We start from the raw sequence: 16,782 nt of genomic DNA on the forward strand, positions 1-16,782 counted from the left end.
CATGCCATCCAAGCATCCTTCCGGACTCTGGCACCTGCGCTTGGGCGCACTGAGCCTGCTGCTGCACCGCCGCACCTGGCTGCTTAGCCTGTTGGTACTGGGCGTGCTGCTGACATTGGTGGTCGTGGCCATCAGCCTTGGCTCTGGACGCATGGGCGTGACCGATGTACTGGCCACCCTAGGCGGCCAGGGCAGCAAGCTCAACGACATCATGGTGCTCAAGATCCGCATGCCGCGGGTTGCTGCCGTGGTGGTCGCAGGGCTCGCCATGGGCATGGCCGGCTGCCTGATCCAAACCCTGGTGCGTAACCGCCTGGCCACCCCGGACATGATCGGGGTCAACGAAGGCGCCTCATTAGCGGTGATCGGTTTCGCCCTCTACTTAACCGTCGGCAGCTGGCCCTGGTGGGCTTCCCCCTTGGGCGCGGCACTGGCTGCGGTGGCACTGTTCGTGCTGTTCCGTCGCCCCGGTGAGCAGGGCTATTTGTTTATCGTGATTGGTATCGCCCTGTCGGAGCTGCTCGGCGCGGTCGGTGACTTCATGATGGCCACTCAGCCGCTGGTGCACTTGGGCAGCATCTACCTGTGGACCATGGGCCACTTCGCCGGGGCCAGCTACAGCACGGTCGCGCCAATTGCACTGATTCTGCTGGCGCTATGCCCGCTACTGGCTTGGCTCAACCGACCGCTGGCGCTGCTGCGCTTCGGTGAAGCGACCGCGCAGAACCTCGGTATCAAGGTCGCGGCGCTGCAACTGGCGGTGCTCGGCGTGGCGATTCTGGTGGCCGCGCTGGGCACGGCCATCGGCGGCCCGGTGGTGTTTATCGCCATGGCCGCACCGATCATCGCCTCTTGGCTGGCCCGCGATCACCTCGCGCCGATCTGGCTGGCCGCCCTGTGCGGCGCGGTGTTGCTGGTAGGCAGCGACACCCTTTCGCGCCTGCTGGCGCAACCCGAGGAAATTCCCACAGGCATCATGACCCGCCTGCTGGGCGGCTTATTGCTACTGATTTTGTTGCTCAAAGACCGCAAGGGTTCCGATTGATGACGCCGTTAACCCCGCCTTTACCTGCGCAGTTGCGCGTACACAACCTGAGCTTTGCCTACCCAGGAAAAAGCGTGTTGCAGGACATCTCGTTCGAGCTGCCCAAAGGCAAGCTGATCGGTATTGTCGGCCCCAACGGCAGCGGCAAATCCACCTTGCTCAAGCTGCTGGCGCGGCAACTGCCGTTGCAGGGCGGCGAGGTCGAACTTAACGGCACGCCGCTGCAACGCTACGGGATGAAAGCCCTGGCCCGCGAACTGGCCTTTCTACCGCAGCGCCCAGTGATGGCCGAAGGCATTCGCGTAGAGCAGCTGGTGCAATACGGCCGGCATCCGCACCAGGGCTGGTTCAACCAGTGGAGTGAGGAAGACGCCCTGCAGGTCAGCCGTGCCCGCGACGCCATGCAATTGCAGGACATCTGGCAGCAGGTCGCCTCCTCGCTGTCCGGCGGCCAAGCCCAGCGCGCCTGGCTGGGCATGATCCTGGCGCAGAACACCGACCTGGTGCTGCTCGACGAACCCACCAGCGCGCTGGATATCGGCCACCAGGCCGAGGTCATGGAAGCGGTGCTGAATATCGTCGCCGAGGGCCGCACTGTGCTGATCGTGATTCACGACCTCGGCGTGGCCGCGCGCTATTGCGATGAAATCATCGCCCTCGATAACGGCCACATCGCCGCCATGGGTCCGGCCCGCGAGGTGATCAACAAGGCCCTGGTCGACCAGCTCTATCAAACCGACGTGGACATTCTCGCGGCGCCCGATGACGGCGCGCCGGTGGTGGTGCCACGCCGGCGCAAGCCCGCAAACTCTGAACAAGGACTCACCCGATGACGACTCTCATGCGCTGGAGCCTGCCTCTGCTGCTTGCCAGCCAGCTTTTAAGCACCGCCGCCGTAGCCGACACTCGGCAGATCGAAGACGCCTTCGGTAACCCGGTAACCGTACCCAGCGCACCGCAGCGGGTGATCACCCTCAGCGAATTGGATCTGGATGCTGCGCTGGCTTTGGGCATCACCCCGGTGGGTACCATCAACGGTCGTGGCCAGGCCGCACCGCCGCGCTACCTAGACCGCAGCGTGCTGGACACTATTAAGGTGGTTGGCGATATCGACAACCCGAATCTGGAAACCCTGCTGGAACTGGAGCCGGACCTGATCCTCACCGGCCCGGTAAAACCGGAGCAGCTGGCAATCCTCAATGAAATCGCCCCCACGGTGATCACCTTCGCCTGGGCCAAGCCTTGGCAGGAAAGTTTGCAACGCACCGCCAATGCACTCAACCAAAGCGCTGCCGCCGACGCCCTGCTTGAGCGTTACAACGCCCGCGCAACTGAGGCCCGCGAACGCCTGAAGGCGCATCAAGGTGAGACGTTCAGCATCGTACGCTGGAATCCCAAAGGCCCGTCCTACATGTTCAAAGATGCCTTCGCCAGCAGCGTAATCAACGATGTCGGCCTAGTACGTCCGAGCTACCAACAAGACCCCGGGCATACCCACTCCATGGCCCTGAGTCTGGAATCGCTGCAATTGCTGGATGCCGACTGGCTGGTGATCGGCACCCTGAGTACCAGCGGCGAAGCCGTCGAAGCCCTGCAGCAAGCCGAACAGACCCCGGCCTTTAAGCAGTTGTCAGCAATCCAGGGCAAACGCTTTGGCGCAGTCGACGGCTCACTGTGGACCTCACTCGGCGGCCCGCAAGCTGCCCTGCAAGTGATTGCCGATATCGAACACCTGCTCGGCAAAATGGACGCGCAGCCGATCCAACACTAACGACATAACCGACCGTTACCGGCAGCGATTTGTAGGATGGGTTGAGCGCAGCGATACCCATCACCGGCTTGGTCATTATGGGTATCGCAGGCTCAACCCATCCTACGGCCTGCATAACCGGTGGGAGGAGCTTTAGCCGCGAGCTATTTGAGCAGAAAGCTCGCGGCTAAAGCCCCTCCTACAGAGACCGCTTGCTGCCGCTACGGCTGTAGCGATTCAGGCGCCGGTAGGCGCTTTCTATCCAGCTTGCCGCTGGTTGTTTTCGGCAGGCTGTCGAGCACGATAATGCGCGTGGGGATCATGTAGTGCGGCAAACGCTGTTGCAGCGCCCTGCGGATCGCCATACGACCTAAACCACCGCCCTCGCGCAGCTCCACATACGCCACTAGGCTGGCTTCATCGCCGCTGCCGTGCAGCCGCACTGCGGCGTCTTGCACGCCGTCGATACGGCGCAGACTGACTTCAATTTCGCCCAGTTCGATGCGAAAGCCGCGCAGTTTGATCTGCTCATCGCGCCGCCCCAGGTAACGATAAGCATCTTCTCCGACCCGCTGCACGCGGTCGCCGGTGCGATACAGCTGGCGGCCTTGCCAGCTAATAAAGCTCTGCGCAGTCAGGTCGGCGCGCGCCCAGTAGCCGCTGGCCAGCGATGGCCCCTCGATACACAGTTCGCCTTCGCCACCCATCGCCAGCGCTTCACCCGCCTCATCCAGCACCCAGTGGCGATAGCCGTCGAGGGACTGGCGTAGCAGCACGCCCTGCTCGCCCAACGGCAACTGCACCTGCGCCATCAGCGACCAAACGGTGGCCTCGGTGGGGCCGTAGCAATTCCACAGCTGGCCCACCAGCGGCGCCAGACGTTCGGCCAAGGGCGCATCCAACGCCTCACCGCCGCACAGCGCGGTCAAGCCGGATCGCCCTGACCAGCCGGCCTTAAGCAGCATGCGCCAAAACGCTGGGGTGGCTTGTAGGGTGTTGATTTCGGGACGCGCCGCCAAGAGCGCGAGCAGCGCGTCCGGGTCTTTGTACGCCGGGTTGCCGACCACCTCCAGCGCACCACCCGCCCACAGCGGGCCGAGCATTTCCAGCAAGGAGATATCGAAAGCCGGGGTGGTGATAAACAGCCAACGGGTGGCGCTACCCAGCTGCAAGCGCCGGCTGGCGGCGCCAAGAAAATTAGCCAGGGCGCGGCGACTGATCACCACGCCTTTGGGGCGCCCGGTGGAGCCCGAGGTAAACATCATATAAGCCGGCAGTTGTTCGTCCCGCGCCGGCCAGCTCAACTCGCCGGCCTCTCCCGCCTGCAAATGCAGGCTCGGCACCGCGAAGCGGGCCTGGCTGTCAGCATCTTGCAGCACCAGCGTCAGTTCGGCGTCTTCGGCTATGCCTTGCAAGCGTTCGAGGGGGAACTCCGGGTCCAGCGGCACAAAGCACAGGCCGTTATGCAGACACGCCAGCGTCGCCGCCAACAGATCAGCTGAGCGTTGCAAATACAGGCCAACCCGCGCCCCCACCGGCACGCCCTGGGCGGTCAGTTGCGCGGAAATCGCCGCCGTGCGCGCCGCCAGCCGTGCGTAGCTGTAGCGCTCACCAGCCCAGCCTAACGCTGGCGCATGCGCCTGCTCGGCAAATACCTGGGCCAAGTGCGGGCTTAGCCGCGGCACGTCGAGATTCTGCTGCATGGCGGTCATGCCGGCACCGCCACAGCCAGTTGGGCCAGCTCAGTCAGATGCTGACGCAGACGTTGCAGCAACTGCTCACTGAGGTCGCCGCGCAAGCAACCAATCTGGCGCAGAGTCAGGCGGCCATCGAAGATCCCACCGTGCAGGCTGATCAGCTCTGCCGAGCGATTGTCCGCCGCACTCGGCCGACCCGGCGCGATGGGCAACGGCTGCCAGTCACCCTGACCGCTACGCGCGCTGCCCAGGTAGTTCAACGCCACCGGTGGCAACGGCAAGGGGTTAGGTTCCTGCAGGCTAGCGCGCAGTGGCATATAGCCGACGCCTTTGTCCGGCACCTCACGCAAGCGCTCATCACACTGGCCAATCAATTGCGCCCAATCGGCCTGATTATCCAGCACCAACGGGTACATGCTGGTGAACCAACCGAGGGTGCGGCTGACGTCCAGGCTTGGGTCGATCGACTCACGGCCATGGCCTTCCAGCAGAATCCATTGACGTTGGCCCAGGCCCATCTCGCTCAAAGCGCGGGTCAACGCAGCCAACAGCAGGCTGCGCATCTCGCAGGCAAAGACCTGGGTGGCGTCCTGGCTGAGTTGCCGAGTCAGCTCTGGCTCCAGCTCAAGCAAATGCAGCTGGGTCGGCTCGGCACTGATCCAGTCCGGCGCAACCCGGTAGTCCATGCCAGCCATGCGCTCGCGCCAGAAGCGCAGCTGTTCGCCGGCTTGCAGCACATAAGCGAGCAAGCCCTGGCCCCATTGCCGGTAGCTGCTGGTCTTGGCCGGCAGCGCTTCACCACGGTGTAGGCGCGCCAGATCATCGGCGAGGATGCGCCAGGACACCGCATCGACCACCAAGTGGTGGCAGGCGATAAACAGTCCACGGCCCTGCGGTAGGTTCTCCACCAGGCCCCAGCAGAGCGTGCGCCCCAGCATCGGTTCGAAATGGCTTTGCAGCTTGGTTAAGGCCAACTGCAAGCCTGTTTCGCCCAGCTCGCGGTAGTCCAGCAGCGCCGGTGAACCCAGCGGCAAGTTCTCCAGATAGCGCTGACTGCTCGGCGTCACGGCCAAGCGTAAGGCATCGTGATGTTGCAACAGCTGCTGCAAATAACTGCGCAGTTGCGGCACCTCCACGTCCTCGGGCAAGCGCAACAACACGCCCTGATTCCAATGCTGCGGAGTGGCCAACGGTTGCTCGTAGAACCAGCGCTGAATCGGCTGCAAGGGCAACTCGCCGGTCAGTACGCCTTGCTCGGCCTGTACCGCAACCGCCTCGCGGGCGCTGCTCAGGACCCGGCACAGGCGGCGCACGGTCTTGGCTTCAAACACTTCTTTGACCGAGCAGGGATAGCCAGCATCGCGCAGGCGTGTGGTCAGCTGGATACTCAGGATCGAGTCACCGCCGAGCTGGAAGAAGTCGCTTTGCACCCCCAGCGGTTGGCTCAGCACGTCCTGCCAGATGGCCAGTACCTCGGCCTCCAGTAGCGTGGCCGGCGGCGCGTGCTCGCCGTTGACGGCCAGGTCGATCTTCGGCAGCTGGCGCAGGTCGAGTTTGCCGTTTGGCGTCAGCGGCATCTGCTCAAGCAGCATCAGGTTGCTGGGCACCATGTATTCCGGCAGGCGCTGCGCCACGTCATGCAGAACCGCATCCACCAACGGTTGCTCTGCATCCGGCTTGAGCACTGCGTAGGCGACCAGCGCCTGACGCTGACCATCACGCAGCACCAGCACCTTGACCTGATGCAACGCCGGGCAACTGAGGCTCAGCTGGGCTTCGATCTCCCCTGGCTCGATGCGATAGCCGCGCAGTTTGATCTGCTCATCGAGGCGGCCGAGGTATTCATAGTCGCCATTGCCCAACAGCCGTGCGCGGTCGCCGCTGTGGTACAGGCGTAGGCTCACACCCGCCACACTGTGTTCGCGGAACACCGCCGCCGTGCGCTCGGGCTGGTTCAGATAACCGCGCGCCAGCCCCAGACCTGCCAGGCACAATTCGCCTGGCACACCGACCGGGCAGAGGTTGCCCAACTCATCGAGAATCAGCGCCTGCATGCCGTCGATGGGCGTACCGATGCTCAGGCTGCTGCCCGGCTGCAGGTGCTTGCACAGCGCGGTCACCGTGGCCTCGGTCGGCCCGTACATATTGATCAGCCGCAGCCGCCCGGCCCAGCGCTCGACCAAGCCGGCCGGGCAAGCCTCTCCGCCGAAGCCAATCGCCTGCACGGTCGGCAGTGCAGAGTCCGGCAAGGTGGCGAACAAGGCAGTGGGGAAAATCATATGGCTGCTGGCACTGCGCTGAATCTGCGCCACCAGCCCCTCGTCAGGCTCCCCCCATACCAGGCTTGCGCCCTGGGTCAGCGGCAGCAGCGCGCACATGTTGCCCGCATCAAAAGACAGCGACATGCAATTGAACATGCGTGCCTCGGGGCCCAGTTGCAGGCGCGCGGCATGGTCTTGCAGCAGGTTGACCAAGCTGCCCTGCTCGACCATTACGCCCTTGGGCAAACCACTGGAGCCTGAGGTGTAGATCACCTGAGCGAGCTGCTGCGGATCGTGACCAAGCGCCGGCGAGGTCGGCGGCATGCCATCCAGTTGCGCCTGTACGCTGACATCCAGCAGATCAACCCAGCGCACGCCGGCACCCAGAACGAACGGCGGCTCGCCTTGAGCGACGATCAGTTCGATACCGGCATCGTTCAGAATGTGTTGCAAGCGCTCACGCGGATACGCCGGGTCCAGCGGCACGTAGGCGGCATTGATTTTCCAGATGGCCATAACTGCCACCGCGAAGGCAGTTTCCCGCCGCGCCAGCACGCCCAACAGCGCACCCGGCCCGTAACCCTGGCTGAGCAGCCAATGCGCCAGACGGTTGGCCCGCGCATCCAGCTCGGCATAGCTCATCGCCTGCTCGTCAAAACCCAGCGCCGGCCGCTGCGGATGCAACCGCGCCATGTCCTCGAACAAGCCCAGCGCCGTAAGCCGGTTAGGGTACTCGCGGGGCAACGCAGCTAGGCACGCGGCAGTTGCTTCTAGCTGTGGCTGATCGAGCAGCGGCAGTGCCCAGATATCCATCTGCGGCTGTTCAACCACCGCTTCCAGCAGCAGCAACAGGCGTTCGGCATAACGCTCAAGCGTGGCGTGTTCGAACAGCGCCGTGGCGTAGAGCCAATCGACCCGCACTGAGTCCATCAATTCGGTGACTTTGACCGATATATCAGTCTTGGCCGGCAACACTGGCGAAGTTTCTTCGACCGCTTGGCAGCCGGGGATCAAGTCGTTGAAATCGACCCGCGCCTGGTACACCAACATGATCTGGAAGATCGGGTTAATCGCCGTGTGGCGGTCCATGCCGAGCGCCTCGCTGAGCGCCTCGAAGCGGTACAGCTGGTGGTCGAAGGCTTCCAGGTCATCCTTGCGGCAGGCTTGCAGGTACTCGGTAAAAGGCTGCTGCTCGGGCAGCTGGGTGCGCAGCACCAGGGTGTTGACGAAAAAGCCCACCAGCCCTTCGATATCCGCGCGTTCGCGGTACGCCAGCGGCGTACCGATAACGATGTCGCGCTCGCCGCTATGACGCGCCAGCAGCAATGCGAACAGCGCATGCAGACCGATAAAGGGCGAGGTGTTGTGCTGCTGGCACAGCTGTTTGAAGCGCGCCCACAGCGCGTTGTCGATGGTCGAAAACACCAGCTCGCCGCCGCTGGCCTGATGGGCCGGGCGCGGTTTGTCCAATGGCAGGCTGTGCACATCGGCGATGCCGCGCAAGCGCTCGACCCAGAAGGGTTTGAACTGCTCGTGGTAATCACGAAACAGCGGCGAATTAAACCAGCTGGCGTAGTCGATGTAGTTCAGCGCCGGTGCCTGCCAGTTCAATGGCTGGCGATTCTGGAAGGCCAGAAACGCGGCCTTAATATCGGCAAACATATTCTTCACCGACCAACCGTCAGAGATGATGTGGTGCTGGGTAATCAGCAGCACATGCTCACGCGCGCTGAGACGCAGCAGGTGCACGCGGGTCAGCTCGCCCGTGGTGAGATCGAAGGGCCGACTGATTTCCTCACGCACCCGTTGCGCCACCCGCGCCTCGCGGGCCTGCGGTGCGAGTGCGGATAAATCCTCTACCGCCAGCGGCCACGACTGGTGCGGCAGAATCTGCTGCTCGCCACGGCCCTGCTCATTGCGCACAAAGCGCGTACGCAGGCTGGCGTGACGCTGAGCCAGCGCATCGAAAGCAAACTCCAGCGCCGCCACATCCAGCTCGCCGCTCAGGCGGAAGTACACCGGCATGTTGTACAGGTGCGAGCTTTCTTCGTACTGCTCGATAAACCACAAACCACTCTGCGACGACGACAACGGCCCGCTTTCGGCATGCTGCGCCTGGATCGGTGCGGCAAAGGCGCTGGCGGCGGCCAGGCAGGTAACGATGGCGTCACGGTTCGCGCGGATCAGTTGACCCAGCTCTGGGGTGATGGCGTCTTTGCTCGATTGGGAAACCAACTGGCCCTGGGCATTCAAACTCAGCTGCACGCCATTGCGGGCCAGCTGGTTCAACAAGCCGATGATATTAGTGCTCATAAACTGCCTCTCAGAACCTGTTCAAGGTCTGCTGCGCGTCGGGCCTGCTGGGTTAAAAACAGGCACTTAGTTAGTCGGTCAGGCTTGCGCCGCCGTCGACCACGATGTCTTGCAGGGTGATATGGCTGGCCAGGTTCGACGCCAGGAACAGCACGACGTTGGCGACTTCATCTGGGGTGGCGATCTTCTGCAACGGGATGCCCAGTTTGAACTGCTCAGGGAAACCGGCGATGGTGCGCGCCGGAGCATCGCTGCTGTGCCACATGCCGCGCTGCATCGGCGTATCGGTGGAACCCGGCGAGACCAAATTACAGCGCACGCCATGGCTCGCCAGCTCCAGACCAGCGGTACGAATCAAGCTGCTCAAGGCCGATTTAGATGCGCTGTAAGCGGCCATCTGCATGCGCGGCACATGCGCCGCGTTACTGCTTACTGCCACCACCGTGCCGCGCCGCCACGCTTTGAAGCGCGGCATCAGCTGACGCAGCAGGTAGAACGGCCCGGAGACATTCACCCGTAGGCAAACGTCCCAGTCTTCCAGTGCCAGCTCCTCAATCGGCGCCAGACGCAGCACGCCGGCCACGCTGGCCAGTACATCGATCACCCCATGGGCACCGAGGAGTTCATGACAGGCCTGTTGCACCGCTTGGGCATCACCGATATCCAGCACATAGCGGGTAAAGCTGTAATCCTGCTCGGGAAAGTTCAGGTCGAAGCCAATCACCTGCCCGCCCAACTGGGCAAAGCCCTCGGCCACGCTGCGACCAATGCCCTGGCCGGCCCCGGTGACCCAGATGGTCTGGCCGCTGAAATCCATTTGCCTGTTCATCTGCATGCTCCCTACCAAACCTGTTCCACCTGCGCATCGCTCTGCAGCACGCGGCTGTCGAGGAAGTGGCAGAAGTCCGCCAGACGCGGGTTGTCGAATACATCGGAAACCTTCACCGCCGTGCCGAATTCACTGGCCAAGCGGTTGACGATCTGGATGGTTTGCAGCGACTGCCCACCCAGCTCGAAGAAGTTGTCGCCCGCCTGAATCGCGCTGACGCCAAGAATCTGCTGCCAGATAGCGCGCACCCGTTGCTGAGTCTCATCGTCCAGCGCCTGATCACTTGAGCCTTGCAGGTACTGCGCCTGCAGGCGCTTGCGGTCGAGCTTGTTGGTGGCGGTACGCGGCAGCGCTGGGTAATGGCGGTAATCGGTCGGCACCATGGCCGCCGGCAGCAGCCTGGTCAGTTCCTGACGAATGCCGCGCAGGTCATCACGCGGACCACTGATAAAGGCCACTAGCCGGCGCAAGCCGCCGCCCAGCTCCAGGCCCTGCACACAGGCTTCGTCGACACCATTCAAGGCCAACAGACGCGATTCGACCTCACCGGGCTGAATGCGGTAACCGCTGATTTTGAATTCGTTATCCAGCCGGCCGAGGTAAACCAACTGGCCGTCCACCACCCGCACTCGATCACCGGTGCGGTAGACCGGGGTTGCTTGCGTACCGATCAGTACGCTGGCAAAGGCTTGCGAGTCGCTGCCAAGGTAGCCATTGGCCAATTGCGCGCCACACAGCACCAGCTCGCCCTCTTCGGCCGGGCGCTCACCACGGCCCAGCACCAGCGCCGTGACGGCGGCCAGTGGCTGGCCAATCGGCAAGCTCGCGCTGTCAGGCGCAACGCCTTGCAGGTCGCAGGTGCTCGCCACCACCGTGGTTTCGGTCGGGCCGTAGGTATTGATCAAACGAACATGCGCCGGCGCCGCAGCCTGCCAAGCCACCAGTTGCTCGGGATAAACCGCCTCACCGCCGATGATCACGCTCTTCAGCCCGCTCGGCACCCGCACCAGGCCAGCCCGCAAGGCCACTACCCACTCGTTCCAGAACGCGGTCGGCAGGTCGAGCACAGTGATTGCAAGCTGCTCCAGCCCTTCGACAAAGGCGCTGATCGACTCCAGCAAGGCATCGGTACGCAGCACCAAAGTTGCGCCGGCGCTGAGGCTGACAAACACCTCTTCGATGCTGGCGTCGAAATTAAACGGGGCGAATTGAAGCATGCGATCCGTGCCGTCCACGCCATAGCGCAAACGTGCGGCCTGGATAAAGTGGTCCAGCGCGCGGTGGCTGATCTCCACACCTTTCGGCGTGCCGGTAGAGCCGGAAGTAAACATCAGGTAGGCCGCAGTCTCGTTTTGACGCGGCGCACAGAGGCGATTGGCGCTGTGCAGCACGCCGGCCAGTTCAATCGGGCCGCTGTAGCTGTCGGCCAGGCGATAGCGGAACGCCGCCTCGGTGACCACCAGCACCAGCTGCGCCGTGGCGCAGATCAAGCGCTGGCGCTCGCCGGGTTGCTCCGGGTCGAGCGGCACATACACCGCACCGGCCAGCAGCACGCCGAGTTGCACGACAATCGCCTCGGGACTACGGCTGAGCATCACCCCAACCCGCTCACCTGGCTGTACGCCACGTTCACTCAAGGCAGCGGCGATGGTTTCCGCTTGCGCCTGCAACTCGCCGTAGGTGATTTGGCGCTCGCCTTGGCACAGCGCCAAGTGCTGCGGCTGGCGTTCGGCCTGGGCGCGAATGGCCAGCAGCACGCTGCTCACCTCAGCCATGGCCGCCTGCTCGCTGGCCGGCGCACTGAGTAAATGCTGCGTGCGGTACTGCGCACTCCAAGCGCTGAGCAGTTGATCGCGCGGCTGTTGCGGGGCTTGCAACCAGGCGGCCAGCAGGCTGAATAATTCCTCCTGTAACGCCTGTACTTGCGCGGCGCTGTAGCACGCCGGGTTGGCGTCGTAATCCAGCAGCGGCACACCACCTGCGCCCAGGTGCACTTCCAGGGTCAGGTCTTCCACCGGGCCGGCGCTCAAGCTCAAGGTGCGCGCCGGGCAGTCGCCAAACATCTGCGGGCGATCAAACGGCATGATGTTGATCAACGGGCCGAACAGACGCTGCTCCCCGCCGACCCGCCCGAGGTCGCGGCGCAGCGATTCGTAGCGGTAATGCTGATGCTTGCGGCTGCTGCGGCGTAGCTTGCCGATGCTCTGCGCGGCTTCGATCAGATTCGCCTGATCGCTCAGATCGAGGCACAGCGGCGCGATGTTCATTTGCATGCACGGCACGTTGAACGAGGCCGAACCCATGCGATTCATCACCATCAGACCGAGCACTTGAGCCGCACTGCCACTGACCTGACGCAGCTGCGCTGACAGCGCGGCCAGCAGCAGATCCGGCCAGCCGATTTTATTGGCCTCGGCCAGTTGATTCAGCGCTTGCCATAAGACCGACGGCAACGCTGCCGAATGGCGGAGGAAGGTTGCCGAAATTGGCGCAACCCGCTCGCTAAAGCTGACCGCCTCGGGCAGCGCGCCAAGTTGTTCGCGCCAGTAATCCTGCGCCGTGGCCGTACGGCCCTGACTTTCGCGCTCGGCATCTTCAACCAGCACGGCGGTGTAATCGCCAAATTCACAAGGCGCAGCCGGCTCACCGCGCAGCGCCGCGCCGTACAAATCAGCGACGCGCTGATACAGCAGGTTGCTGCCATAGCCATCGAGAGCGATGTGGTGAATGCAGCCGTAGAGAAAATCCACCTGCTCGCCCTGCAACAGGGTGAAGCGGCACGGCCGCTCGCGCTCCAGGTCGAACGCCTGGCGAATATCCGTCATGCCCCATTGCTGCACCCAAGCCTGGGCGTCCACCCCAGTTGGAATGTGCAACTGCGCCACGCTTAGCGGCAACTCGACAGGGTTGAACAACACTTGTTCGCCATCCACCACAAAGTGCCCGGACAACGCCTCGCACTCGCTCACTGCTTGGCGCAGCGCGGCGATCAGCTGCGCGGGCTGGATCTTGCCGGCGAAGGCGATGCATTCGGCGGTATTGAACATGGCGCGGTCTTCATTCAGCACATAGCCGTGCCACAGGCCCAGCTGGGCGACACCCAACGCCCTCATGCGGCACCGCCATGTTGTTCGATCAGGCTCCACCAGCCGTTCAGGGTCGGTGTTTTGGCCAGATCGGTGAAGCTCAGCTCCAGACCTTGCGCGCGCCACTCGCTGAGCAGCGCCATTACCTGAATCGAATCCAGGCCGTAGTCCAACAGGTTCTCGTCGGGGTCGAAGGGCTCATCCAGCTCATCCAGCAAACTCAGCAAACGCGCCTGCAAGGCCGCGCGGGTCAATGCGGGTGCGGCAGTTCGACCTAAGTTCAGTACCTCGACGCAGCGCACCACCTGACCGCAGCGGGTTGCCACGTAATTCAGCGCCATCTGATGGTCGGCTTGATTGAAGTCGGCCACGCCATCGGCCAACAGAAACGGCTGAATATCGCGCATAAAGGCGTCGCAGGCGGTCATCAGGCAGCCGATGTGGGCGTAGATGCCGCCGATGATCAGTTGATCGCGGCCCAGCTCAGCCATCATGTGCTCCAACGGTGAGCGCTGAAAGGCGCTGTAGCGCCACTTCACCAGCACCGTGTCGTCCGGTTCCGGGGCCAGGCCGGCGATGATCGCCTGGCGCTCAGGATGTTGGGTGATGCCCGGCCCCCACATATCGTTGAGCAGCGCCCGCTCGGCGTCGCTTTGCACACCCGGCTGAGCGGTATACACCACCGGAATGCCCAGCGCTTTGCACTGCGCGCGTACGGCTGCGAGGCGTTCAACCAGGGCGCTGACAAAGGCGCTGTCGGCCTCCCAGAAGTCAGCGAAATACGCCTGCATATCGTGAATCAACAGCACCGCACGGGCTGGATCAAGCGTCCACTTGACCTTGTTCGGCGCCCATTCGCTGGGGGTTTGGTAGGGCTGCAGAGCCGGAATAGCCATGAAAATAAAATCCTTATGCAATAGAGATCAGGTGCGCGGCGATACGCTGGCGCAAACGGGTCTTGTCGACCTTGCCGACGGCGGTCATGGGCAGCTGGTCGAGTTGTTCGAAACGGTCGGGCAGCTTGTAATCAGCCACGCCCAGGCCGCGCAGAAATTTGCGTAGGGCAATGCTTTTAAGTGCAGGATCACGGCTGACCACGAAGGCGCAGCTCTTCTCGCCCAGGGCCGTGTCAGGCATGGCCACCAGCGCCGCGTGGGTGATCGACGGATGGGCCATCAGCAGGTTCTCGACCTCTTCGGCGGCGATCTTTTCGCCGCCGCGGTTGATCTGATCCTTAATCCGCCCGACCACCTCCAGGTAGCCATCGGCGCGCAGTCGCACCAGATCGCCAGAGCGATAAAAGCCCTCGGCATCGAAGGCCTGGGCGTTGTGCGCCGGGCTCTGGAAGTAACCGCGAATGGTGTAGGGACCACGGGTCAGCAGCGCACCGACCTCGCCAACCGCCACCGGTTTGTCGTCACGGTCGAGCACGCGCACTTCATCCGCCGGGCTCATCGGGCAACCCTGGGTGCCGAAAACATGCGCCTCGTCATCATCGAGACGGGTGTAATTGACCAAGCCTTCGGCCATACCGAACACCTGCTGCAAGCGGCAGCCAAGTTCGCTGCCGATGCGCCGTGCCTGCGCTTCGGGCAAACGCGCGCCACCGACCTGCAACAACTGCAGGCTGGCCAGTTCGCTCGCTTGCCCGGCAGCGGCCTGCAGCCACAGCGACAAGGCCGGCGGCACCAAAGCGGCAACACTTACCCGATGGCGGGCGATCAATGGGAAGCAGGTTGCGGCCCCCGGATCAGCTGCCAGCACCACGCAGCCACCGGCCTGGAATACCCCCAGTGCACCGGGCGAGCTCAGGGCAAAGTTGTGCGCCGCCGGTAACGCGCAGAGATAACGCGTGTCGCGGTTGAACGCGCAGATTTCAACACTGCGCCGCACGCTGTAGGCGTAGTCGTCATGGGTGCGCGGAATTAGTTTCGGCGTACCAGTGCTACCACCAGAGAGCTGAAAGAACGCCACCTGATCGGCCGGCGTCGGCGCATAGGCACGCTGCGCGGCTACCGGTTGTAGCCAGGCACTCAGTGAGCGTGCAGGGTCGGTATCGCCATCGAGCAGCAATGTGTCGAGTTCTGGAATGGCGACCTGCAATTGACCGAGGAAAGCGTCATCGGCAAACAACGGATGCTGGCGACTGCCGATAAACAGCCGTGGCCGCACCTGCCCAGCGTAGGCCAGCAGCTCCAGACGGCTATGGCTGAACAACGCGTTAACCGGAGCGATACCAACCTTGAGCAAAGCAAAGAACACGACATAGAACTCAGCCTTATTGGCCAACTGCACCAAGGCTCGATCACCAGGAGCGAAACCATGATTGGCTAAACGCTGGGCCAGGTAAGTGGCTTGTACATCCAGCTGGGCATAGCTCAGCTGGCGCTCGCCACAGATCAGCGCAATCGCCTCTGGCTGCGCCTGCACCTGAGTTTCAAGCAACTGCGTCAGCGGCTCACCGCGCCAGTAGCCGGCCTGACGATAACGTTCGGCAAACGCGTCCGGCCAAGGCGTAAATGGCACCAAGCTCATAACGCCTCCCGTTCCAGGCCGAAGGCCGAGAGCATGGTGCCGAGCTTATTGCCGGTCTCCAGCCACTCCGACTCCGGACAGGACGCCGTCACCAGCCCCGCACCGGCAAACAGGCTGACTCGGGTGTGCTCGACGATGCCGCAGCGGATCACCACTGCCCATTCGCCGTTGCCATCGGCATCACTCCAACCGACTATGCCGCCAAACACGCCACGGTCGAACGGCTCCAGCTCGGCGATCAAACGTTTGGCCGCTGCGGTCGGAAAGCCACACAACGCAGGCGTCGGATGCAGGCGGCAGGCCAGGCTCAATGCCGTGGCCGGTGTGGCCAGCTCGCCGGCGATCTGCGTCGACAGGTGCCAGAGCCGTGCGGTCTTCAGCAACGAAGGCTCTTGGGCAACGTTCAGGCTGCGACACAACGGGCGCAGCTGGCGCTCCAGTTCCTCGATCACCAGACGGTGCTCGTGCAGATCCTTGCTCGATCGCAGCAGCGCCTGCGCCACCAGATCATCGGCCGCTGGATCAAGCAGGCGCTTGGCTGAGCCGGCCAATGGGTTGGAGGTGAAATGACGGCCCTGCTGACGCAACAACAGCTCGGGGCTGGCGCCAATCAGCACACCGCCAGCCGGCAGATCCATGGAGAAGTGATAGGCCTCGGGGTTCTGCTGTCGCAGCCCTTGGAACACCGTAGCGGCGCAGGGCGCAATGTCGAACTCCAGCTGCAACAGCCGCGACAACACCACCTTGCTCACCTGCCCGCCGCGCAGCACCTCAACCGCCCGGCCAACAGCCTGCTTGAAACCGGCCTGGTTTGGCTGTTCGGTGCAGTGGCGGGCCTTGCCACAGGGGAAGCCGTACACCGTAGTCGGCGGCGCGCCCGGCAGCAGGCGCGAAGCATGGCGCGGCACAAACAAACTGGAGGGTTGCTGCTTGTCGAAAGGAATCACCCCAACCACTATCGGCTGCTGCAAACCAGCCGCTTTGGCCTCGGCAAATGCAGCCTCAACGCCCCTTTCAACCCCTTGCCCATCCTCACCTGCCGGCGTATCGATGGCCTTGAAACAACCGCTGGCCTCAACCCCACCTTCGGGGGAATAGAACCGATAAGTGGGTGCATAGATATCGCTCCTCTGGGAGCCCCCACGAGCGATACGCGTCAATGCATTCACCCTCACCTCCACATATAACGCTAATACGAACAATTAGCATTTACTGAAAGGAGGCGAAACTAACCACTCGACGAAGTTGCGTCAATTTATTTCTAGG

The 16,782-nt window shown here is 63.1% G+C and carries 10 protein-coding genes; 3 read left to right on the forward strand and 7 right to left on the reverse strand.

Annotation, left to right across the window (positions count from 1 at the left end):
• Position 1 precedes the first annotated feature (1 nt).
• The 3 genes from D8779_RS18530 to D8779_RS18540 are packed head-to-tail and all read left to right on the forward strand — an operon-like array spanning position 2 to position 2,816.
• Complete coding sequence (locus D8779_RS18530) at positions 2-1,045, forward strand: FecCD family ABC transporter permease (protein WP_136665946.1); 1,044 nt, start codon at positions 2-4, stop codon at positions 1,043-1,045.
• Positions 1,045-1,878, forward strand: a complete 834-nt coding sequence (locus tag D8779_RS18535; RefSeq protein WP_136665947.1) for an ABC transporter ATP-binding protein — start codon at positions 1,045-1,047, stop codon at positions 1,876-1,878. Before D8779_RS18530 ends, D8779_RS18535 begins: the two co-directional genes overlap by 1 nt.
• Positions 1,875-2,816: an iron-siderophore ABC transporter substrate-binding protein gene (locus D8779_RS18540; protein WP_136665948.1), complete on the forward strand. Its 942-nt coding sequence runs from the start codon at positions 1,875-1,877 to the stop codon at positions 2,814-2,816. Before D8779_RS18535 ends, D8779_RS18540 begins: the two co-directional genes overlap by 4 nt.
• A gap of 200 nt (positions 2,817-3,016) precedes the next feature.
• Here the strand turns inward: D8779_RS18540 and D8779_RS18545 are convergent, their stop codons facing one another.
• From D8779_RS18545 to D8779_RS18575, 7 genes are all read right to left on the reverse strand, one after another.
• Complete coding sequence (locus D8779_RS18545; protein ID WP_167492598.1) at positions 3,017-4,507, reverse strand: amino acid adenylation domain-containing protein; 1,491 nt, start codon at positions 4,505-4,507, stop codon at positions 3,017-3,019.
• Entirely contained in the window at positions 4,504-9,066 is a 4,563-nt protein-coding gene (locus D8779_RS18550; RefSeq protein ID WP_136665949.1) for a non-ribosomal peptide synthetase, read from the reverse strand. Before D8779_RS18550 ends, D8779_RS18545 begins: the two co-directional genes overlap by 4 nt.
• 70 nt (positions 9,067-9,136) lie before the next feature.
• Complete coding sequence (gene dhbA / locus D8779_RS18555) at positions 9,137-9,895, reverse strand: 2,3-dihydro-2,3-dihydroxybenzoate dehydrogenase (RefSeq protein ID WP_420875614.1); 759 nt, start codon at positions 9,893-9,895, stop codon at positions 9,137-9,139.
• A gap of 11 nt (positions 9,896-9,906) precedes the next feature.
• Positions 9,907-13,008, reverse strand: a complete 3,102-nt coding sequence (locus D8779_RS18560; protein ID WP_136665951.1) for a non-ribosomal peptide synthetase — start codon at positions 13,006-13,008, stop codon at positions 9,907-9,909.
• Positions 13,005-13,877 (reverse strand): isochorismatase family protein, encoded by an 873-nt coding sequence (locus tag D8779_RS18565; RefSeq protein WP_136665952.1) that lies wholly within the window; start codon positions 13,875-13,877, stop codon positions 13,005-13,007. Before D8779_RS18565 ends, D8779_RS18560 begins: the two co-directional genes overlap by 4 nt.
• Before the next feature lie 13 nt (positions 13,878-13,890).
• On the reverse strand, positions 13,891-15,516 hold the full coding sequence (locus D8779_RS18570; RefSeq protein ID WP_136665953.1) for a (2,3-dihydroxybenzoyl)adenylate synthase: 1,626 nt from the start codon (positions 15,514-15,516) through the stop codon (positions 13,891-13,893).
• Positions 15,513-16,685 (reverse strand): isochorismate synthase, encoded by a 1,173-nt coding sequence (locus tag D8779_RS18575; RefSeq protein WP_136665954.1) that lies wholly within the window; start codon positions 16,683-16,685, stop codon positions 15,513-15,515. The genes D8779_RS18570 and D8779_RS18575 overlap by 4 nt, the downstream gene beginning before the upstream one ends.
• Positions 16,686-16,782: the final 97 nt, after the last annotated feature.

The organism is Pseudomonas leptonychotis (assembly GCF_004920405.1).
GTDB classification, from domain to species: domain Bacteria; phylum Pseudomonadota; class Gammaproteobacteria; order Pseudomonadales; family Pseudomonadaceae; genus Aquipseudomonas; species Aquipseudomonas leptonychotis.